At 66.7% G+C, this 17,735-nt stretch carries 17 protein-coding genes; 11 read left to right on the top strand and 6 right to left on the bottom strand.

Features of this window, described 5'->3' with window-relative positions; translation table 11 throughout:
• Positions 1 to 4: 4 nt before the first annotated feature.
• The 3 genes from AC1DEM_RS18330 to AC1DEM_RS18340 all read right to left on the bottom strand — a co-directional run bounded on the left by AC1DEM_RS18330 (position 5) and on the right by AC1DEM_RS18340 (position 2,127).
• On the bottom strand, positions 5 to 664 hold the full coding sequence (locus AC1DEM_RS18330; RefSeq protein ID WP_476885728.1) for an MBL fold metallo-hydrolase: 660 nt from the start codon (positions 662 to 664) through the stop codon (positions 5 to 7).
• A complete protein-coding gene (locus AC1DEM_RS18335; RefSeq protein WP_476885729.1) occupies positions 661 to 1,746 on the bottom strand; it encodes an S-(hydroxymethyl)mycothiol dehydrogenase in 1,086 nt (361 codons plus the stop codon). The genes AC1DEM_RS18330 and AC1DEM_RS18335 overlap by 4 nt, the downstream gene beginning before the upstream one ends.
• A gap of 123 nt (positions 1,747 to 1,869) precedes the next feature.
• Entirely contained in the window at positions 1,870 to 2,127 is a 258-nt protein-coding gene (locus tag AC1DEM_RS18340; protein WP_011692168.1) for a mycoredoxin, read from the bottom strand.
• Positions 2,128 to 2,389: 262 nt separating this feature from the next.
• Here AC1DEM_RS18340 and AC1DEM_RS18345 point away from each other — a divergent pair, with 262 nt between their 5' ends.
• Positions 2,390 to 3,136, top strand: coding sequence for an SOS response-associated peptidase (locus AC1DEM_RS18345; protein ID WP_476885730.1), 747 nt, complete (start codon positions 2,390 to 2,392; stop codon positions 3,134 to 3,136).
• 53 nt (positions 3,137 to 3,189) lie between these two features.
• On the opposite strand, the gene AC1DEM_RS18350 is transcribed toward AC1DEM_RS18345, so the two are convergent.
• Positions 3,190 to 3,612 carry a VOC family protein gene (locus tag AC1DEM_RS18350; protein ID WP_476885731.1) on the bottom strand — a complete coding sequence of 141 codons (423 nt, stop codon included), beginning with the start codon at positions 3,610 to 3,612 and terminating at the stop codon, positions 3,190 to 3,192.
• A 14-nt stretch (positions 3,613 to 3,626) separates the two neighbouring features.
• Here AC1DEM_RS18350 and AC1DEM_RS18355 point away from each other — a divergent pair, with 14 nt between their 5' ends.
• Positions 3,627 to 3,953: a chorismate mutase gene (locus tag AC1DEM_RS18355; protein ID WP_476885732.1), complete on the top strand. Its 327-nt coding sequence runs from the start codon at positions 3,627 to 3,629 to the stop codon at positions 3,951 to 3,953.
• Positions 3,954 to 3,960: 7 nt separating this feature from the next.
• Here the strand turns inward: AC1DEM_RS18355 and AC1DEM_RS18360 are convergent, their stop codons facing one another.
• Positions 3,961 to 4,347: a hypothetical protein gene (locus AC1DEM_RS18360; protein WP_476885733.1), complete on the bottom strand. Its 387-nt coding sequence runs from the start codon at positions 4,345 to 4,347 to the stop codon at positions 3,961 to 3,963.
• Between the two features lie 177 nt (positions 4,348 to 4,524).
• Here AC1DEM_RS18360 and AC1DEM_RS18365 point away from each other — a divergent pair, with 177 nt between their 5' ends.
• From AC1DEM_RS18365 to pdxS, 6 genes are all read left to right on the top strand, one after another.
• Positions 4,525 to 4,860, top strand: coding sequence for a DUF6504 family protein (locus tag AC1DEM_RS18365; RefSeq protein ID WP_476885734.1), 336 nt, complete (start codon positions 4,525 to 4,527; stop codon positions 4,858 to 4,860).
• Positions 4,857 to 8,369 (top strand): DNA polymerase III subunit alpha, encoded by a 3,513-nt coding sequence (locus AC1DEM_RS18370; RefSeq protein ID WP_476885735.1) that lies wholly within the window; start codon positions 4,857 to 4,859, stop codon positions 8,367 to 8,369. The genes AC1DEM_RS18365 and AC1DEM_RS18370 overlap by 4 nt, the downstream gene beginning before the upstream one ends.
• A 224-nt stretch (positions 8,370 to 8,593) precedes the next feature.
• Entirely contained in the window at positions 8,594 to 10,603 is a 2,010-nt protein-coding gene (thrS, locus tag AC1DEM_RS18375; protein WP_476885736.1) for a threonine--tRNA ligase, read from the top strand.
• A 19-nt stretch (positions 10,604 to 10,622) separates the two neighbouring features.
• Entirely contained in the window at positions 10,623 to 11,261 is a 639-nt protein-coding gene (locus tag AC1DEM_RS18380) for an HIT family protein (protein ID WP_476885737.1), read from the top strand.
• Positions 11,254 to 11,892 carry a phosphatidylinositol phosphate synthase gene (pgsA, locus tag AC1DEM_RS18385; protein ID WP_476885738.1) on the top strand — a complete coding sequence of 213 codons (639 nt, stop codon included), beginning with the start codon at positions 11,254 to 11,256 and terminating at the stop codon, positions 11,890 to 11,892. The genes AC1DEM_RS18380 and pgsA overlap by 8 nt, the downstream gene beginning before the upstream one ends.
• Before the next feature lie 208 nt (positions 11,893 to 12,100).
• Complete coding sequence (pdxS, locus tag AC1DEM_RS18390; protein ID WP_277525827.1) at positions 12,101 to 13,027, top strand: pyridoxal 5'-phosphate synthase lyase subunit PdxS; 927 nt, start codon at positions 12,101 to 12,103, stop codon at positions 13,025 to 13,027.
• A gap of 247 nt (positions 13,028 to 13,274) precedes the next feature.
• Here the strand turns inward: pdxS and AC1DEM_RS18395 are convergent, their stop codons facing one another.
• Positions 13,275 to 15,287 carry a M3 family metallopeptidase gene (locus AC1DEM_RS18395; protein WP_476885739.1) on the bottom strand — a complete coding sequence of 671 codons (2,013 nt, stop codon included), beginning with the start codon at positions 15,285 to 15,287 and terminating at the stop codon, positions 13,275 to 13,277.
• 203 nt (positions 15,288 to 15,490) lie between these two features.
• Here AC1DEM_RS18395 and AC1DEM_RS18400 point away from each other — a divergent pair, with 203 nt between their 5' ends.
• The 3 genes from AC1DEM_RS18400 to arr all read left to right on the top strand — a co-directional run bounded on the left by AC1DEM_RS18400 (position 15,491) and on the right by arr (position 17,704).
• On the top strand, positions 15,491 to 16,342 hold the full coding sequence (locus tag AC1DEM_RS18400; RefSeq protein WP_476885740.1) for an alpha/beta fold hydrolase: 852 nt from the start codon (positions 15,491 to 15,493) through the stop codon (positions 16,340 to 16,342).
• A gap of 9 nt (positions 16,343 to 16,351) precedes the next feature.
• Positions 16,352 to 17,191, top strand: a complete 840-nt coding sequence (locus AC1DEM_RS18405; protein ID WP_476885741.1) for an alpha/beta fold hydrolase — start codon at positions 16,352 to 16,354, stop codon at positions 17,189 to 17,191.
• Positions 17,192 to 17,275: 84 nt separating this feature from the next.
• A complete protein-coding gene (gene arr / locus AC1DEM_RS18410) occupies positions 17,276 to 17,704 on the top strand; it encodes an NAD(+)--rifampin ADP-ribosyltransferase (RefSeq protein ID WP_476885742.1) in 429 nt (142 codons plus the stop codon).
• Positions 17,705 to 17,735 lie beyond the last annotated feature (31 nt).

Below are 17,735 nucleotides of genomic sequence, written 5' to 3' on the forward strand. Positions count from 1 at the left end.
GCGGTCAGTGCCCGCGCGCGATCCATTCCTCAAGCTGCGGGGCCTCGTCACCGATGGTCGTCGGATCCCCGTGACCGGTCCGGACCACAGTGCCCGCCGGAAGCGGCAGGAGCCGGTTCCGGATGGACTCGATGATGGTCGGGAAGTCGCTGAAGGAACGGCCGGTCGCTCCCGGTCCACCCTTGAACAGCGTGTCGCCGCTAAACACAGTGTGTTCAGGAACTGGGTTTCCAAATTCTGGGCCTTCGCCCTCGAGGAGGAAGCACACGGATCCGGGCGAGTGGCCGGGGGTGTGCAGTGCCGCCAGCCTGGCCCCTGCGACATCGAACGTGTCGCCGTCGGCAATGGCGTGGTCCGGCTCGGTGCCGGGGAACACTTGCTCCCACAGCATCCAGTCTTCCCGGTTCAAGTACACGGGCGCGTCCACGAGGGTCCGGACCTCGCCCACGGCCCGGATGTGGTCATCGTGGCCGTGCGTGAGCAGGATTGCCGTGACCTTCCTGCCCGCGACAGCGGCGGCTACCGCAGCGGGATCGTGGGCAGGGTCGATGATGACGCATTCGGCATCATCCCCGATGATCCAGACGTTGTTGTCAACCTCCCACGTCCCGCCGTCGAGCGAAAACGTCCCCGAGGTGACCAGCCGGTCGATGCGGACGCTCACAGCTCCACCACCGAGCGCAGCACCGCGCCGGCGTGCATCTTATTGAAGGCTTCCTCGATCTGGTCGATGGTGATCCGCTCTGTCACGAACGCGTCCAGGTCCAGCTTGCCCTGCTGATAGAGGCTGATCAGGGTGGGGAAGTCGCGCGAGGGCAGGCAGTCGCCGTACCAGGAGGACTTCAGCGAGCCGCCGCGGCCGAACACGTCCAGCAGCGGTAGTTCCAGGGTCATCTCGGGGCTCGGCACGCCCACCAGGACCACGGTGCCGGCCAGGTCCCGGGCGTAGAAGGCCTGCTTGTACGTTTCCGGGCGGCCGACGGCGTCGATCACCACATCGGCGCCGAAACCGCCGGTCAGTTCGCGGATTGCCTCCACGGGGTCGACGGCGGAGGAGTCCACCGTGTGGGTGGCGCCGAGCTCCTTGGCCCGCTGGAGCTTCTTGGCCTCGATGTCGACGGCGATCACGGTGGTGGCGCCGGCGAGCGCCGCCCCAGCGACCGCCGCCACGCCCACTCCGCCGCAGCCGATCACTGCGACCGAATCGCCGCGCTGGACGTTTCCGGTGTTGATCGCCGCGCCGATGCCGGCCATGACGCCGCAGCCGAGCAGGCCGATGGCGGCGGGATCGGCGTCGGGGTCCACCTTGGTGCACTGGCCGGCGGCCACGAGGGTCTTTTCGGCGAAGGCTCCGATGCCCAGCGCGGCGGTCAGCTCCGTGCCGTCCTCCAGAGTCATCTTCTGGGTGGCGTTGTGGGTGTTGAAGCAGTACTGGGGCTGACCCCGCCGGCAGGCACGGCATTCGCCGCAGACGGCGCGCCAGTTCAGCACCACGCGGTCACCGGGGGCGACGTCGGTGACGTCCGGTCCCACAGCGCTGACAACGCCGGTGGCCTCGTGGCCGAGCAGGAACGGGAAGTCGTCGTTGATGGCGCCCTGCTTGTAGTGCAGATCGGTGTGGCAGACGCCGCAGGTCAGGATGTCCACGAGGGCCTCGCCGGGCCCCGGGTCCGGAACCAGGATCGTTTCGAGGGTGACGTCGGCATTCTTGGACCGGACAACGGCTGCCTTGACTTTATGGACCATGAAACAAGCTCCTCTGCTCTGAACGCGGATTTCTCGAATAAATACTGGCACAACGGGCGACGGCGCGGCCCTTGGGAGGCCGCGCCGTCGTGGTTTGGTTTTGTCCTTGGATACAGGAAGAGACTAGGCGGCGAGCCGGCTCTTGACCTCTGCCGCGGAGGGATTGGTGGCGGCGGTGCCGTCCGGGAACAGCACCGTGGGGACGGTGCGGTTGCCTCCGTTGAGTTGCTCGACGAGATCGGCCGTGCCTTCGACTTCCTCGATGTTGATCTCGGTGTACCCGATGCCCTGCGCGTCCAGCTGCTTCTTCAACCGGTTGCAGTAGCCGCACCACGTGGTCGAAAACATGGTGATGGTGCCGGATTCGGGGGTGAAATCCACGAAGTTCTCCTCAAACATATGGGTGGGGTCGGCGTTTAGGCCGGCCCCACTGAAGTCGTACGTCACTACCAACAACCGTACCCCGGAGCCCGCTATTCCCGCAGAGTGTGCTGCCTCGCTACGCCGTCGGTCGCGAATTCGCGGGAAAGCTGCGAAGTCGCCGGAAAGTTCCGGCGACTTCGCATGTTTCCGGCGACCCCGGCGGGCCGGCCTGCTGCCAGGGGCGGATGACATGGCCTGGGCGCGGTGGCATGCTGGTGCCATGTGTGGACGCTACGTGATGGCCCGGGCCGTCGGAGACCTGCTGGCCGAATTCGACGCCGGGCTGGAGGACGAGATCGCGATTCCGCCGTCGTGGAACGTGGCCCCGACGGCGGATGTGCCGATCCTGCTCGAACGGCTGGTGGACGGGGAACCGGTCCGCCAACTGCACATTGCGCGCTGGGGTCTGGTGCCCTCCTGGGCCAAGGATCCGGGAATCGGCTCCAAGATGATCAACGCCCGCAGCGAGACGGTGCTGGAGAAGCCCGCCTTCAGGAAGGCAACCCGGTCCCGTCGCTGTGCCGTCCCCGCGGACGGCTACTACGAGTGGAAGGGCGAGGGCCGCAGCAAGCAGCCCTACTACGTCCATCCTCAGGACGGGAGCCCCATTGTCTTCGCCGGACTCTATGAATGGTGGCGGGATCCGTCCAAGGAGGAGGGCGACCCGGAGCGCTGGATGCTCTCGACCTCGATCATGACCACAGACTCTCCGCCGGAGGGGTACGCGGGGGGAATGCTGGCCGAGCTGACCGCGCTGCATGACAGGGTGCCGCTGCCCATGAACCGCGAGACCATGCAGACGTGGCTGGACCCGGAGGCCGATGACGCGGCCGGACTCGTGGACCTGGTCCGGGCCGGGGCGCACGATGTCGCGGAAGGCTGGAGGATCGACGCCGTCGGCACCGCCGTCGGGAACGTCAAGAATGACTCACCGGAACTCATCCAGCCGGTGGGGAGCCTGTTCTAGGGAAACTCCCGGTGGGCTGGCACGGGTCCTGAACCGTTGCCAGACTTTCCGCCTCAGAGCGCCACTTTCCCGCCGCCGTCGACCGCCCAGCCGGGATTGAAGGCGACCTCCCAGCGGTAGCCGTCGGGATCGGCAAAGTAGCCGGTGTAGCCGCCCCAGGGCTGTGCCTTCGGAGCCACGACGATGACGGCTCCCGCCGCCTCGGCCTCGGCCAGCACCAAGTCGACTTCCGCCGTGCTGGCCAGATTGTGGCTGAGCGTGATGCACGCAATGCCGGCAGGGGGATCGGTGGCCGCCTCGGATTGCATTTGGCCCACGTCCCAGAGCGAGAGGATCAGGCCGTGGTTGACCTGGATGAAGAGCACCTCGCCGGCGACCTCCCGGTGGACCGGCCATGCTAGGCCATCGACGTAGAAGCTGCGTGAGGCGTCAACACTGCGGACACCCAGCGAAATTAAGTCGACTCGTGGCTGCATCTTTCGATACTGTCATGCACATGCCCACAAATCACGCAGACGACAAGACCGCCCAGGCCGACCGGGAACAGCTCGCCGCCGTACGGGTGGCTGTTGACGAGGTGGACGAGCAGATCGTGGCCTTGATCGGGCGCCGCGAGCGGCTGATCCGGATCGCCGGGACCCTCAAGGCGGACAGTGCCGAAGTCCGTGCACCCGGACGCGTGGAGCGGGTTATCGAACACGTCCGCGCCACGGCCGAACAGAAAGACATCGACATCGAACTCGTCGAAAAGACCTACCGGGCGATGATCGACGCCTTCATCACCCTCGAGCTGGAAGTGTACAAGTCCACTTCCTAGCAGGGGCTTAGAGCGCCTCTTCGACAGGCACGTTGGCCTGGTATTCCCGGCCGTCACAATCGCTGAAAGCGGTCATGAGGTGGCCCTTGGGCAGACCCAGCACAGTTGTCATGGGGAAGTTTCCGGTGATGGTGTTTCCTGAGTGTTCCACGCCTTTGAGGTCGAAATTCTCTTCCGTGCCGTCATGGTTGAAGTAGAAGAAGGACACGGCCTCGCCGTTCATGAACTCAATGCCCAGTCTGCGCTGATGGGAGTAGTCCGGCCCAGCTGCCAGTAGGCCCACCACGTAGGCGCCCTGCCCCGGGATATTTCCGTCTATATCAAAGGTCGCCACCAAGGTTGAATTCTTGGCGGCGATCTTTACGTGCTTCAGGAGTGCGATATGGGAGCTCATGGCTCAATCCTGCTACCTGTGCCATCGTCCGTCCACCCCCGATCTGGGTTTTGTCGCCTCTCCGACGTAGACTGATTTTATTCGAAGATATGTTCGAATAAAGTTTAGTCTTGGATTGTAGGGCTAGCAGAAGCAGGGACTGGACCGGCTCCAGCCCGGACTGGGTCGGGAGGCAACGTGGGCATCTTCAGCGAGTCTGTGGATGTCGTCTGCACGCCCGCCGGCCAGCCCCTGCATCTCGATTGGGCCGGGCGGCGCTACACGGTCTGCGCTGAACCCGTCCGCTGGTATGAGCGCCGCCAGTGGTGGGCAGAGGAAAGCCGGGCGCCGCTCGGCAGCGGACCGGGCCTGGTGGACCACGAGATCTGGCGGGTCCAGGTGCGAGCCGCTGGGGACCGCGCCGCGGAACCCACCCTCACCCTTGACCTGACCCGGCATGTCGGCAGCGGCCGGTGGCGGCTCCTGAGGATCCACGACGCCCTGCAGCCCCTCCGGAAGCCTAAAACAGCATGAACATCACCCACCTACACGTCTCCACGGCCTTCAGCGCCCACTATGGCGTCTCCTGGCCGGATGAACTGGCCGCCGCGGCCGCCGCAGACGGCGCCACCGCGCTCGCCTGCACGGACCGGGATGGGCTGTACGGCACCGTCAAACACTTGAAGGCGTGCATGGCCGCCGGGCTGGATGCAATCGTCGGGGTGGACCTTGCCGTCTTCGACGACGACGGCGACCTCCGCACCCAGCTAGGGGGACGCGTCGTCGTGCTGGCGCACGGACACAACAACGGGGCCGGCTACCGGGCGTTGTGCCGGCTGATCTCCGACGCCCATGCCCGCACCACGGGTAAGGCCGGGGGAGCGGTGCCGGTGGCCGTCACCCGGGCGGAACTTGCCTCCCGCACTTTGGACCCGGAAACCCTCCAACCGGTCCTGACGGTTCTGATCGGCCCGGACTCCGACGTCAGCCGCTCCATGGGCGGCCGGCGCTACCTGCGGCCCCGCACCCTGTTCAAACGCTGGCTTGATGCCATGCCCCCCGGGACCCTGGTGGCCGAGGTCGTGTCCCAGCTCAGTCCGCCCGGGGAACCGCTGAGCACCGCGCACGCCGTGCGCATGCTCAAGCTGGCGGCTGAGCGCGGGGTGCCCGCAGTGCTCAGCAACGCCGTGCGGTATGTGGCCGAGGACGGCGCGGCCACCGCCGATGTGCTGGACTCGGCCCGGACGCTTAAATCCCTCCCCGAGCTCTCCGCAGCCCCGCTGCTGCAGCCCAATGGGCAGGGCTGGCTCAAATCAGCGGCCCAGATGCTGCAGCTGGGCAAGGAGATCATCCACGCCGCCGGCTACGGCACGGCGGACCTCAAACGGCTCCTGGCCCAGACCGAGGCGCTCGCGGACCGCTGCCGCATGGATCCCGTGGCCGACATGGGCTGGAAGCAGCCCGTGGTCCCCGAAGGATCCGTGATCGGGATCGACGGCGACGCGCTTGTCGAACTGACCCTGCGCTGCGAGGCCGGGATCGGCCGCCGTTTCCCGGGAATCTCCGGGCAGCAGGAACAGCAGATGCGAAACCGGCTGCAGCACGAGCTCCGGATCATCGACTCGCTGGGCTTCGCCTCCTACTTCCTGACCGTCGCAGAGGTCTCCCGGATGATCCTGGACATGGGGGTCAGGGCCGCCGCCCGCGGATCCGGGGCCTCCAGCCTGGTCAACTACCTGATCGATGTCAGCCAGGTGAACCCGCTCCAACATGACCTCATCTTCGAACGCTTCCTCTCCCGAGACCGCGCCACACTGCCCGACATCGACATCGACGTCGAAAGCGCAGAAAGGCACAACGTCTACCGGAAGATCTTTGAGCGCTTCGGAGCCGAACGCGTCACGCTGATGAGCATGCAGAACGGCTACCGCGCTCGCGGTGCCGTCCGGGACGCCGGCCTGGCGCTGGGCATGGACGACGGCGAAATCGGCGACATCGCCAAGCAGCTGTGGCGGTTCTCGGCCCGGCACTTCCGCGAAGCCCTCGAGGAGAAGCCGGAGCTGAAGGAATTCGCCGAGCGGATGGAACAGCGGGACTCCACCGGAAACCAGCAGCTGGACCTCCTGGTGGACCTCACGGAGCGGCTGGACCGGCTGCCCCGCCACATCTCCATGCACCCATGCGGCGTCATCCTCGGCGATGCCACCTTGCTGGACCGGACCCCCGTGCAGCCCAGCGGCCTGGGCCTGCCCATGAGCCAGTTCGACAAGCACGACATGGACCCCATGGGCATGCTCAAACTCGATGTCCTGGGCGTCCGGATGCAGAGCGCCATGGCCTTCGCCGTCCGGGAAGTGATCCGGCTTCACCCCTCCAAGGCCGAGGTGGTGGCCGCCGGCGCGCATCCGGCCGGCGATGACGGGACGGGTCCGGATTACATCGCCGAGGACGGGCACATCGACCTCAACGCGGTCCCGCTCGATGACGAGCCAACCTTTGAACTGATCCGCAGCACCCACACCCTGGGGTGCTTCCAGATCGAATCCCCGGGCCAGCGCGAACTGATCGGCAAGATGGCCCCCAGGGAATTCAACGATCTCATCATTGACATCTCGCTGTTCCGCCCCGGGCCGATGAAATCCGACATGGTCCGGCCCTTCCTGGAGCACCGGCACGGGTTCGCCCCCGAGATCTATCCGCATCCCGATCTCAAACCGGTCCTGCAGGAGACCCACGGAGTCACGGTTTTCCACGAACAAATCCTCAAGACCTTCGATGTCATGACTGGGTGCGGGCTGGCGCGCGCCGACGAGTTCCGCCGGGCGCTGGGCAACGAGGTGCTGGAAGCCAAGGTGGAGGAATTCTTTAGGAAGGAGGCGCGTGCCCGGAACTACAGTCCCGAGGTGGTGGACAAGGTCTGGGGCACGCTGAAGGCCTTTGGCAGCTTCGGGTTCTGCAAGGCCCACGGAGCCGCCTTCGCCGTGCCCACCTACCAGTCGGCCTGGCTCAAGGCGCACCACCCTGAGGCTTTCCTCGCCGGGCTCTGGGAACACGACCCTGGCATGTACCCCAAACGCCTGCTCGTGGCCGAGGCCCGGCGGTTGGGGATCCCCATCCTTCCCCTAGACATCAACCGGAGCCAGGCCGAGTACCGGGTGGAGCGGGTGGAATCCGGGAAGGACGGGGGCAGGCTGGGCATCCGGCTGAGCTTGAATGGCATCTTCGGGCTCTCCGGTGCCGAGCTGAAACGGATAGTTGCAGGCCAGCCCTACGACTCCCTGGCGGACCTGCGCGCCAGGTCACGGCTGAGCAGGCCCAGCATCCAGCGCCTGGCCCAGCTGGGCGCCTTCGACTCGCTGCACCGGGCGTCCGGGGGAGCCGCCAACCGGGCGGACCTGGTCCAGCACCTGCAGAAACTCCAGGCCCGGCCCCTGCGGAAGGGCGTGGACGTCATTGAAGGCCAGCTGGCGTTGCCGCTGGGGGACGTGGAACTGAAGAATCTGAAGGCGGTGCTGCCCGCGCCCAGCATGGTGGACAACGTCAGGGCGGAACTGGACCTGATGGCCGTGGACGTCAGCGAGCACCTCATGACCAGCCACCGCCCGCTGCTGGACCGGCTCGGGGTCACCACCGCGGACAAGCTGCTGGGACTGCGCAACGGCACGGAGGTGCTGGTTGCCGGGGTCCGGGTGGCCACCCAGACCCCGCCCATGCGGGGCGGCCGGCGGGTGGTGTTCATCAGCATCGACGACGGCACGGGCTGCGTGGATTCGGTCTTCTTCCACGAGGCGCAGGAGCAGTCCGGATCCTTGCTGTTTGGCACTCGCCTGCTGCTGATCCGCGGCACCACGCGGCGGACCGGGCCGCGGGGGATCAGCATCAGCGCCAGCATGGCCTGGGACCTCAGCCGCCCGGAGACCCTGCCGTTCCCGGAATCCGTTGCCGGCGCCGCCGGCGAGTATGAGCCCTGCCTGTCCGGCCCCCTGTCCGGCCCCCTGGACGGGATCGGCAGGAACCTCGCCATCACCGGGCTGGGCGGCTGACCTCCCGTACGCCGCGGGAGCCGCCGCGTTCGGGGCGGCCGCCGTCGGAGACGCCGCTGGGTTGCGCCTGGGTTGCGCCCGGGCTTCGGCCGGGCGGCGGATGCGCTGGCTGTAGTGCCCGGCGCGTTGGTTGGCCTCTGGAGAAACCGATAGCATGGACGAGGCTGGCTGTGGTCCCCGTACGCCACAAGCTACGAAGCCTTAACCTTGAATAGGAGACACCCGTGTCAGATGCCCAGCAGATCACCCTTCTGGTCGACGGCGAAGAGACCAAGGTGACTACCGGGACCACCGGCGCGGAACTCTTCTTTGAGCGCCGCGATGTCGTCGTGGCCCGCGTTAACGGCGAGTTGAAGGACCTGGACCAGGCCCTTCCCGAGGACGCCACGGTCGAGGCCGTCACCATTGACTCCCCTGACGGGCTCAACGTCCTGCGCCACTCCACCGCCCACGTCATGGCCCAGGCCGTGCAGCAGCTGCGTCCCGACGCGAAGCTCGGCATCGGCCCCTACATCACGGACGGCTTCTACTTCGACTTCGACGTCGCGGAACCGTTCACTCCGGAAGACCTCCGCCAGCTTGAAAAGATGATGCAGAAGATCATCAACCAGAACCAGAAGTTCGTCCGCCGCGTGGTGACCGAGGACGAGGCCCGCGAGGCGATGAAGAACGAGCCCTACAAGCTCGAACTGCTGGGCAAGAAAAACGACGCCGCCGAGGCCGGAGAGGGCGTCAACGTCGAGGTCGGCGCCGGCGACATCACCATCTACGACAACGTGGACCGCAAGAGCGGAGACAGCATCTGGTGCGATCTGTGCCGCGGCCCGCACCTGCCGAACACCAAGCTGATCTCGAACGCCTTCGCGCTGACCCGGTCCTCGGCCGCCTACTGGCTGGGCAACCAGAGCAACCAGCAGCTGCAGCGCATCTATGGCACCGCCTGGCCCACCAAGGACGCCCTCAAGGCCTACCAAGAGCGCATCGCCGAGGCAGAGCGCCGCGACCACCGCAAACTCGGCGCGGAACTGGACCTGTTCTCCTTTCCGGATGAGCTCGGCTCAGGCCTGCCGGTGTTCCACCCCAAGGGCGGCATTATCCGCAAGGCCATGGAGGACTACTCCCGCCAGCGCCACGTGGACGCCGGCTACGACTTCGTGTACACCCCGCACATCACCAAGGGCCACCTCTACGAAGTCTCCGGCCACCTGGACTGGTACAAGGAGGGCATGTTCCCGGCGATGCACATCGACGCGGAGCTGAACGAGGACGGCACGGTCCGCAAGCCCGGCCAGGACTACTACCTCAAGCCGATGAACTGCCCCATGCACAACCTGATCTTCCGGTCCCGCGGACGCTCCTATCGCGAACTGCCGCTGCGGCTTTTCGAATTCGGTTCGGTCTACCGCTACGAGAAGTCCGGCGTGGTGCACGGCCTGACCCGGGTCCGGGGCATGACCCAGGATGACGCGCACATCTACTGCACCCGCGAGCAGATGAAGGACGAGCTGACCACGACGCTGAACTTTGTCCTCGGCCTGCTCAAGGACTACGGCCTGGACGACTTCTACCTCGAGCTCTCCACCAAGAACGAAGACAAGTTCGTGGGCGACGACGCCACGTGGGAGGAAGCCACCCGCACCCTTGCCGAGGTGGCAGAAGCCTCCGGTCTTGAACTCATCCCGGATCCAGGCGGAGCCGCGTTCTATGGCCCCAAGATTTCCGTCCAGACCAAGGACGCGCTTGGCCGCACATGGCAGATGTCCACCATCCAGCTGGACTTCAACCTGCCCGAACGCTTCGAGCTTGAGTTCCAGGCCGCCGACGGCACCCGGCAGCGCCCCGTGATGATCCACCGCGCCTTGTTCGGCTCGGTGGAGCGCTTCATGGGCGTGCTGACCGAACACTACGCCGGTGCCTTCCCGGCCTGGCTGGCCCCCGTGCAGGTGGTGGGCATCCCGGTGGCGGAGGCGTTCAACGACTACATGTTCGACGTCGTGGACCAGCTCAAGGCGGCCGGCATCCGCGCCGAGGTGGACATCTCCTCGGACCGATTCCCGAAGAAGATCCGCACGGCAAGCAAGGACAAGATCCCGTTCGTGCTGATCGCCGGCGGGGACGACGCCGAGGCAGGTGCCGTGTCCTTCCGCTTCCGCGACGGCAGCCAGGACAACGGCGTACCCGTTGCCGAGGCTGTCCAGAGGATCGTCGACGCTGTCCGAAACCGGACCAGCTAGGCAGACGGAGGGGCAGCGCGTGCAGGAAACGACAGGGGCCGGGCCGGAATATCCGGGCGACCACGCCGTGACGGACGACTTCGGCCTGGCCGGGGTACCGGACGCCTTCCAGCGCCTGTGGACCCCGCACCGGATGGCGTACATCAAGGGCGGCCAGCACCAGTTCAAGAACCAGGACGACTGCCCGTTCTGCGTCGCCCCCGGGCGGGGGGACGAGGACTCCCTGATCGTGTACCGGGGAAGGACCAGTTACGTGGTGCTGAACCTCTTTCCGTACAATCCGGGTCATCTGCTGATCTGCCCCTACCGGCACATCCCCGACTACACGGATCTCACGGTCGAGGAAACGGCGGAATTCGCCGAGCTGACGCAGACGGCCATGCGGGTGCTGCGCAAAGTCGCCAACCCCTCCGGTTTCAATCTGGGCATGAACCAGGGCGTCGCCGGCGGGGCAGGCATCGCGGGCCACCTGCACCAGCACGTGGTGCCGCGCTGGGGCGGGGACGGGAATTTCTTCCCCATCATTGCCCAGACCAAGGCGATCACGCAGACCCTCGGCGAGGTGCGCCAGCAGGTGGCTGACGCGTGGCCGCAGGAAATGCCAGCCCCGCAGGATATGCCCGCGCAGCAGCAAACTACTGGGGAGAAGGATGCTTAACAGGCACGCCCGGGGATTTTTCACCGCCCTGTTTTCTCCGGTTGCCCGCTGGTTGCTGCGGATCGGTGTGTCGCCCGACGCCGTGACCGTGGTCGGCACGCTCGGTGTGGTGATCGGCGCCCTCGTGTTCTACCCGCTCGGGCAGCTCCTGTGGGGGACCGTGTTCATCACGGCGTTCATTTTCTCGGACGTTATTGACGGCATCATGGCCCGGATGCAGCACCGCGGCGGCCGGTGGGGCAATTTCCTGGATTCCACCCTTGACCGTGTGGCCGACGGCGCCCTCTTCGCCGGCCTCGCCGTCTGGTTCTTCACCGGCGGCGCCAACCCGCCGATCGCCGTCGCCGCCATCGTTTGCCTCGTGCTCGGCATGGTGGTCTCTTACGCACGGGCCAAGGCTGAAGCCCTGGGCTTTCACGCCAACGTCGGCCTCGCCGAGCGCGCCGAGCGCCTCGTCTCTGTGCTGGTGGTCACGGGACTTACGGGCCTGGGCCTGCCCGTCGTCGTGCTGTTCGTGACGCTCTGCCTCCTCGCGGTGGCAAGCCTGGTGACCGTGATCCAGCGCATCGTGACGGTGCACCGCCAGTCGCTGGAGGAACCCGAAGGCACCGCCACGGAACGGTCCGCCTAAGGGCACCACACGGCGCCGCGGCGGGCTGGCCGAATGCCCGGCCTCGGGCGTAATTCGACTGCTGTAACTCGAATTCTGCCGTGCCCCGGCCGGGGGATAGTATTAGTTTTACCGGCCAATGGATCCGGTAATCCGGTGTGTGCGAGACACGGCATTTACGTGCCGTCCGCGCCCCGGCGAGGTCATCTATCTACCCATAGGGGTTTTTGTGTCTACACCTGATGTAAGCAGCGAAGCCGGCGCGTCCGCGAAGAACGTCACGGGCAGCAGCCGCGTCAAGCGCGGCATGGCTGAGATGCTCAAGGGCGGCGTCATCATGGACGTCGTCAACGCCGAGCAGGCCCGCATCGCCGAAGACGCCGGTGCCGTGGCCGTGATGGCGCTGGAACGCGTTCCGGCCGATATCCGCGCCCAGGGCGGCGTGTCCCGCATGTCCGATCCCGACATGATCGATCAGATCATCGCGGCCGTCTCCGTGCCCGTCATGGCCAAGGCCCGGATCGGCCACTTCGTCGAGGCGCAGGTCCTGCAGTCCCTCGGGGTGGACTACATCGACGAGTCCGAGGTCCTGACCCCGGCCGACTACACCAACCACATCGACAAGTGGAACTTCACCGTTCCGTTCGTTTGCGGTGCCACCAACCTCGGTGAGGCCCTGCGCCGCATCAACGAGGGCGCGGCGATGATCCGGTCCAAGGGCGAGGCCGGCACCGGGGACGTCTCCAACGCCACCACGCACATGCGCCAGATCCGCGCCGAGATCAAGAAGCTCGCCGGCATGGCCGAGGACGAGCTCTACGTCGCGGCCAAGGAGCTGCAGGCACCGTACGAACTGGTCAAGGAAGTTGCCGCGACCGGCAAGCTCCCGGTGGTGCTGTTCACCGCCGGCGGCATCGCCACCCCGGCCGACGCCGCGATGATGATGCAGCTCGGCGCCGACGGCGTGTTCGTCGGCTCGGGCATCTTCAAGTCCGGCAACCCGGCCCAGCGTGCCGCCGCCGTCGTGAAGGCCACCACCTTCTTCGATGACCCGGACGAGATCGCCAAGGCCTCCCGCGGCCTGGGCGAGGCCATGGTCGGCATCAACGTCGACGAGATCCCGCAGCCGCACCGCCTCGCCGAGCGCGGCTGGTAGCGTTCGCCTGCTTCTCCACAGACTCGGCGCCAAGGCGCCTCGTCCATGGAGCCTCTGCAGTCTCTCTTATTAAGCCAAGAGAGTCGGGCGGAAATGTCGCCTGAGTATTAACCCCGACGGCGGCCGGTCACCTTCTTAGGTGGCCGGCCGCCGTCGTTTTCCCCAACTGACTCGCAGCAGGGGCCGTTTTGACCGCTCAAAACGGCCCCTGCTGCGAGCTAGTTGGGCGGAACGGTGGGGTGGGGCGTCAGTCGAGGCCGCGGCGCTTCAGCAGCGGGCCGAGGTTCGCGTCCCGGCCGCGGAAGGCGCGGAATGACTCCAGCGGATCCCGGCTGTTGCCACGGGAAAGCAGCTCGGCCCGGATGAAATCGCCGTTGGCGCGGCTGAGGCCGCCGTTTTCCTTGAACCACTCCACGGTGTCGGCGTCCAGGACTTCGCTCCAGATGTAGGAGTAGTAGCCCGCGGCGTACCAGCCGCCGGCGAAGATGTGCTGGAAGTAGCCTGTCCGGTAGCGCGGCGGGATCAGGCTGTGGGCGATGCCGGCCGCGGCCAGTGCCTTCGCTTCGAACTCGAGGACGTCGTCCGGGACATCGGAACCGTCCAAGACATGCCACGCCAGGTCCAGCAGGGCCGCGCCGAGGTATTCCGTGGTGGCGAAGCCTTCGCCCCAGAGCTGCGCGGCGTTGAGCTTGTCCACGGTTTCCTGCGGCAGGGGCTCGCCGGTTGCATGGTGCCGGGCATAGTTGGCCAGGACCTCGGGCCACATGATCCACATCTCGTTGACCTGAGACGGGTATTCCACGAAGTCCCGCGGCACGTTGGTACCGGAGAACCGCGGATACGTGACGGCGGAAAACAAGCCGTGCAGGGCATGGCCGAACTCGTGGAAGGTGGTGCGGAGCTCGTCCAGCGTCAGCAGGGTGGGCTCGCCTGCAGGCGGCTTGGAGATGTTGAGGTTGTTGATCACCACAGGACGGGTGTTCAGCAGTCCGGACTGCTCCACGAGGGAATTCATCCAAGCGCCGCCGCGCTTCGTGTCACGGGTGTAGTAGTCGCCCAGGAACAGGCCCAGGTCCGTGCCGTCGGAATTCTTCACCTCCCAGACCCGCACGTCCGGGTGGTAGCCGACGAGGTCGGCACGTTCGTGGAAGGTGACGCCGTACAGGGCGTTCGCAGCGAAGAATACGCCGTCGTTCAGCACCCGGTCCAGCTCAAAGTAGGGGCGCAGCGCCTGCTCGTCAACGGCGTACCGCTCCCGCTTGACCTTGGCCGAGTAATACGCCCAGTCCCAGGCCTCGAGGGGGTGGCCGGCGGCCTCGGCAAGCGCCTCCGCCTCGGCGTCGGCGTTGCGGATGGCGGCCGGGGCGAGCCGGCTCATCATGGCCTGGACGGCTTGAAAGTCCGGTGCCGTCTGCCGGTCCACACTGAGTTCCGCGAAGTTCGCGAACCCCAGAAGGCTGGCCTTCTCGGCGCGGAGCCGCACCATGTCTTTGACCAGATCGAGCACATCGAAGCTGCCACCGCCGCTGCCTCGGCCGATCGAGGCCTCGTAGAGACGCCGGCGGATGTCCCGGTTCGCCAGGGCGGCCATGGCGGGCTGGTTGCTGGGCTGGATCAGGGTCAGCAGGAACTTTCCCTCGTGCCCTGCGGTCCGGGCAGCCTCAGCGGCGCTGGCGATGTCGTCGGCGGGCAGCCCGGTGAGGTCGCCGGCGTCGTCCAGCAGCAGTGCAGCGGACTTCATGCCTTCCTTGACGCGCTGGCCGAACTCGGTGCCGAGCCGGGCGAGCTCGGCGTTGACCTCCTTGAGGCGCTCTTGGCCGGCGTCGTCAAGCTGGATGCCCGAGGCCCGGAAGTCCTTGAGGTATTCCTCCACGAGCCGGGCTGACTCCCCGTCCAGGACGTCAGTGTCCAGCGACGCGAAGCGCTCGTAGAGCCCGCGGTTGAGGTAGACGGCGTCCTCGTGGGCGGAGAACAGCGGGGACAGGCGAGTCTCGAGGTCGCGGATGGTGTCCGAGGCATCTGCGGAAACCAGGGTGAAGAACGAGGCGGACGCCCGTTCCAGGAGCCGGCCGGAGCGTTCCATGGCCAGGGCGGTGTTCTCGAAGGACGGCGCCGCCGGGTCGGACACGATGGCCTGGATTTCGGCAAGATGCGCGGCCAGGCCCGCCTCGACGGCCTCGGCGTAGTGCGCGTCTTCGATGTCCGAGAACGGCGGCAGGCCGTAGGGCAGGGTGCTGGGGCTCAGGAGGGGATTGGTCATGAAGCGACTCTTTCATGCAGCACGCGGGTTCTCAATGACCATTTCAGTGTGTTGTGATTGCGCCCACCGTAGGATGGGGCCCGGTGGGAGTGGCCGATCCGCGCGGCCGACGCCGGATGGCGGCCGCCGGGGCGGGGAGCCCATGGCGGCCAGGGCTACTGAATTCCGGGGGACCGCTGATGTAGGAACCATAGGGAGAACATGTGGAAAAGTTGAACGAGCGGCACCGGACGGTCGCCGTGTCCGGTGCGGTGCTGGCCGTGTTCGAGTTTGGCCCGGAACCTGGCCCGGACGTGCCCAGCCTGCTGCTGGTGCACGGCTATCCCGATGACCACCGGGTGTTCCTTCCGGCCATCCGCGAACTCGCACGGACGCATCACGTGGTGGCCTACGACACGCGGAACGCGGGCGCCTCCGCCGTCCAGGGCCCGGGCGGGGACTATTCGCTAAAGGCCCTCGTGGACGATGCCTTCGCCGTGCTCACTGGGGTGGGCGTCCGGGCTGTCCATCTGGTGGGGCACGACTGGGGCTCGATCCAGGGCTGGGCCGCCGTCCAGGACCCCCGGGCGGAAGGCCTCATCGTCCGCTACACGAGTATTTCCGGCCCGGACCTGGGGCACTTCTCCGGCTGGATCCGTGGACGCGTCCGGACACCGGAGGCCTGGCCGCAGTTGGGCGCGCAACTGCTGCGCAGCTGGTATATCGGGGCGTTCCTCGTCCCGGTCCTGCCAGAGGCCGTCTGGCGGCTGTTCCTGACCCGGCGGTACGAAAAGATGGCCAGGCGCGACGTCGGCAACGATCCGCTCCGCGGCTTGGCCCTGTACCGCAGCAACTTCCGCGGCCGGCGGCCCCCGGCCGCCCCGACCCGGGTGACCGTCCCCGTCCACGTCGTGGTGCCGCTGAAGGATCCTTTCCTCACGCCGGCCCTCGTGGAGGGGCTTGAGTCGTGGGTGGACGATGTCACCGTGACGCGCGTCGACAGCGGCCATTGGTGGCCCGCGACCCGGCCGGCCGAATTCGCGGCACTGCTGCGGCAGCCCGTGACAACGCCGTAAGCCGGCGACGTGACAGCGCAGACAGACTGGCGGGATCAGGCACCGCGGACCGGGGAGTTCCGCAACGGGATGGAATACCTGACGTGGGGCCGGGGCACCAAATCCCTGATCTTCGTCCAGGGCGGACCGGGAAGCATTGTGCCCCAAGGGGTGATGCGCGGACTGTTCCGGCGGAGGTTTGCTGCCTACCAGGACGCCGGGTACGCGATCTGGATTGTCACCCGACGGCGGAACATGCCGGCGGCGCACACCAGTGCAGACATGGCGGACGACTACGCGGAGCTGATCGCCGAGGAGTTCGGCGGCCAGGTGGACCTGGTGGTCGCCGAGTCCTTCGGCGGGACGATCGGGCAATACCTGGCCGTCCGCCATCCGCAGTCCTTCGGGCACATTGCCATGGTGGCCACGGCGGCCAAGGTGAGCACGTGGGGAAAGGACATGGACAAACGGATGGCCGCCGCCGTCGCCGCCGGGGACCGGGAACGCGCCGGAACGGTCCTGGCCGAGTCCGTACTCCCAGACCCACGGACCCGCTGGCTGCGGGAACTGCTGGGACCCGTTGTCGGCAGGCGCATGCTGGCCCGCTCGGGATGCCCCGCCGCGGACGTCTTGACAGAGGCGCGGGCCGAGTCGGTGTTCGATGCGCGGGCGGTGCTGCCGCTCATCCGTCCGCCCGTGCTGCTGCTCTGTGGGGGGCGGGACGCGTTCTTCCCGAGGGCGGTGGTGGAGGAGACCGCGCGGTTAATTCCAGACTGCACCCTGATCGTCTACGAGCGGTGGGGCCACTTGCGGGTGGGATCGAGCAGGCGGGTGCCACGTGACGTCCTGGCCTTTGTCCGGTCCCGCTGACGGCACACCTGGCCCAGGGAAGCATTGTTGGCCGCACAGGGTGAGCCGGCCTACTATTGCGAATCGAACCCGTAGGGGGTGTGCATGACGAACCAGCCCAAACCATTCGAAGTCCACGAGTCGGGGGCCCTGTTTCACGGGACGAAGGCGGACCTGGCGGTGGGGGACCTGTTGATGCCCGGACACGGCTCGAACTTTGAAGAAGGAAGGACAGCGAATCACGTGTACGTGACGGCAACCTTGGATGCCGCAACGTGGGCGGCTGAGCTCGCCGCCGGGATCGGTCGTGGACGGATCTACATCGTGGAACCTACGGGCACCCTCGAGGACGACCCCAATGTGACGGATAAGAAGTTCCCCGGCAATCCGACCCGGTCTTACCGGACCCGGGAACCGGTGGAGGTCGTCGGTGAACTCGTGGATTGGATAGGACACTCGCCCGATCAGTTGCAGGCCATGCGAGACGGCCTTGCACAGCTGAAACGCCGGGGTCTCGCGGTCATTGACGACTAGTAGGGTCCTCGAAATCTCTGAGAGCTCTGAC

It is taken from the genome of Arthrobacter sp. 05T420, from assembly GCF_056396305.1.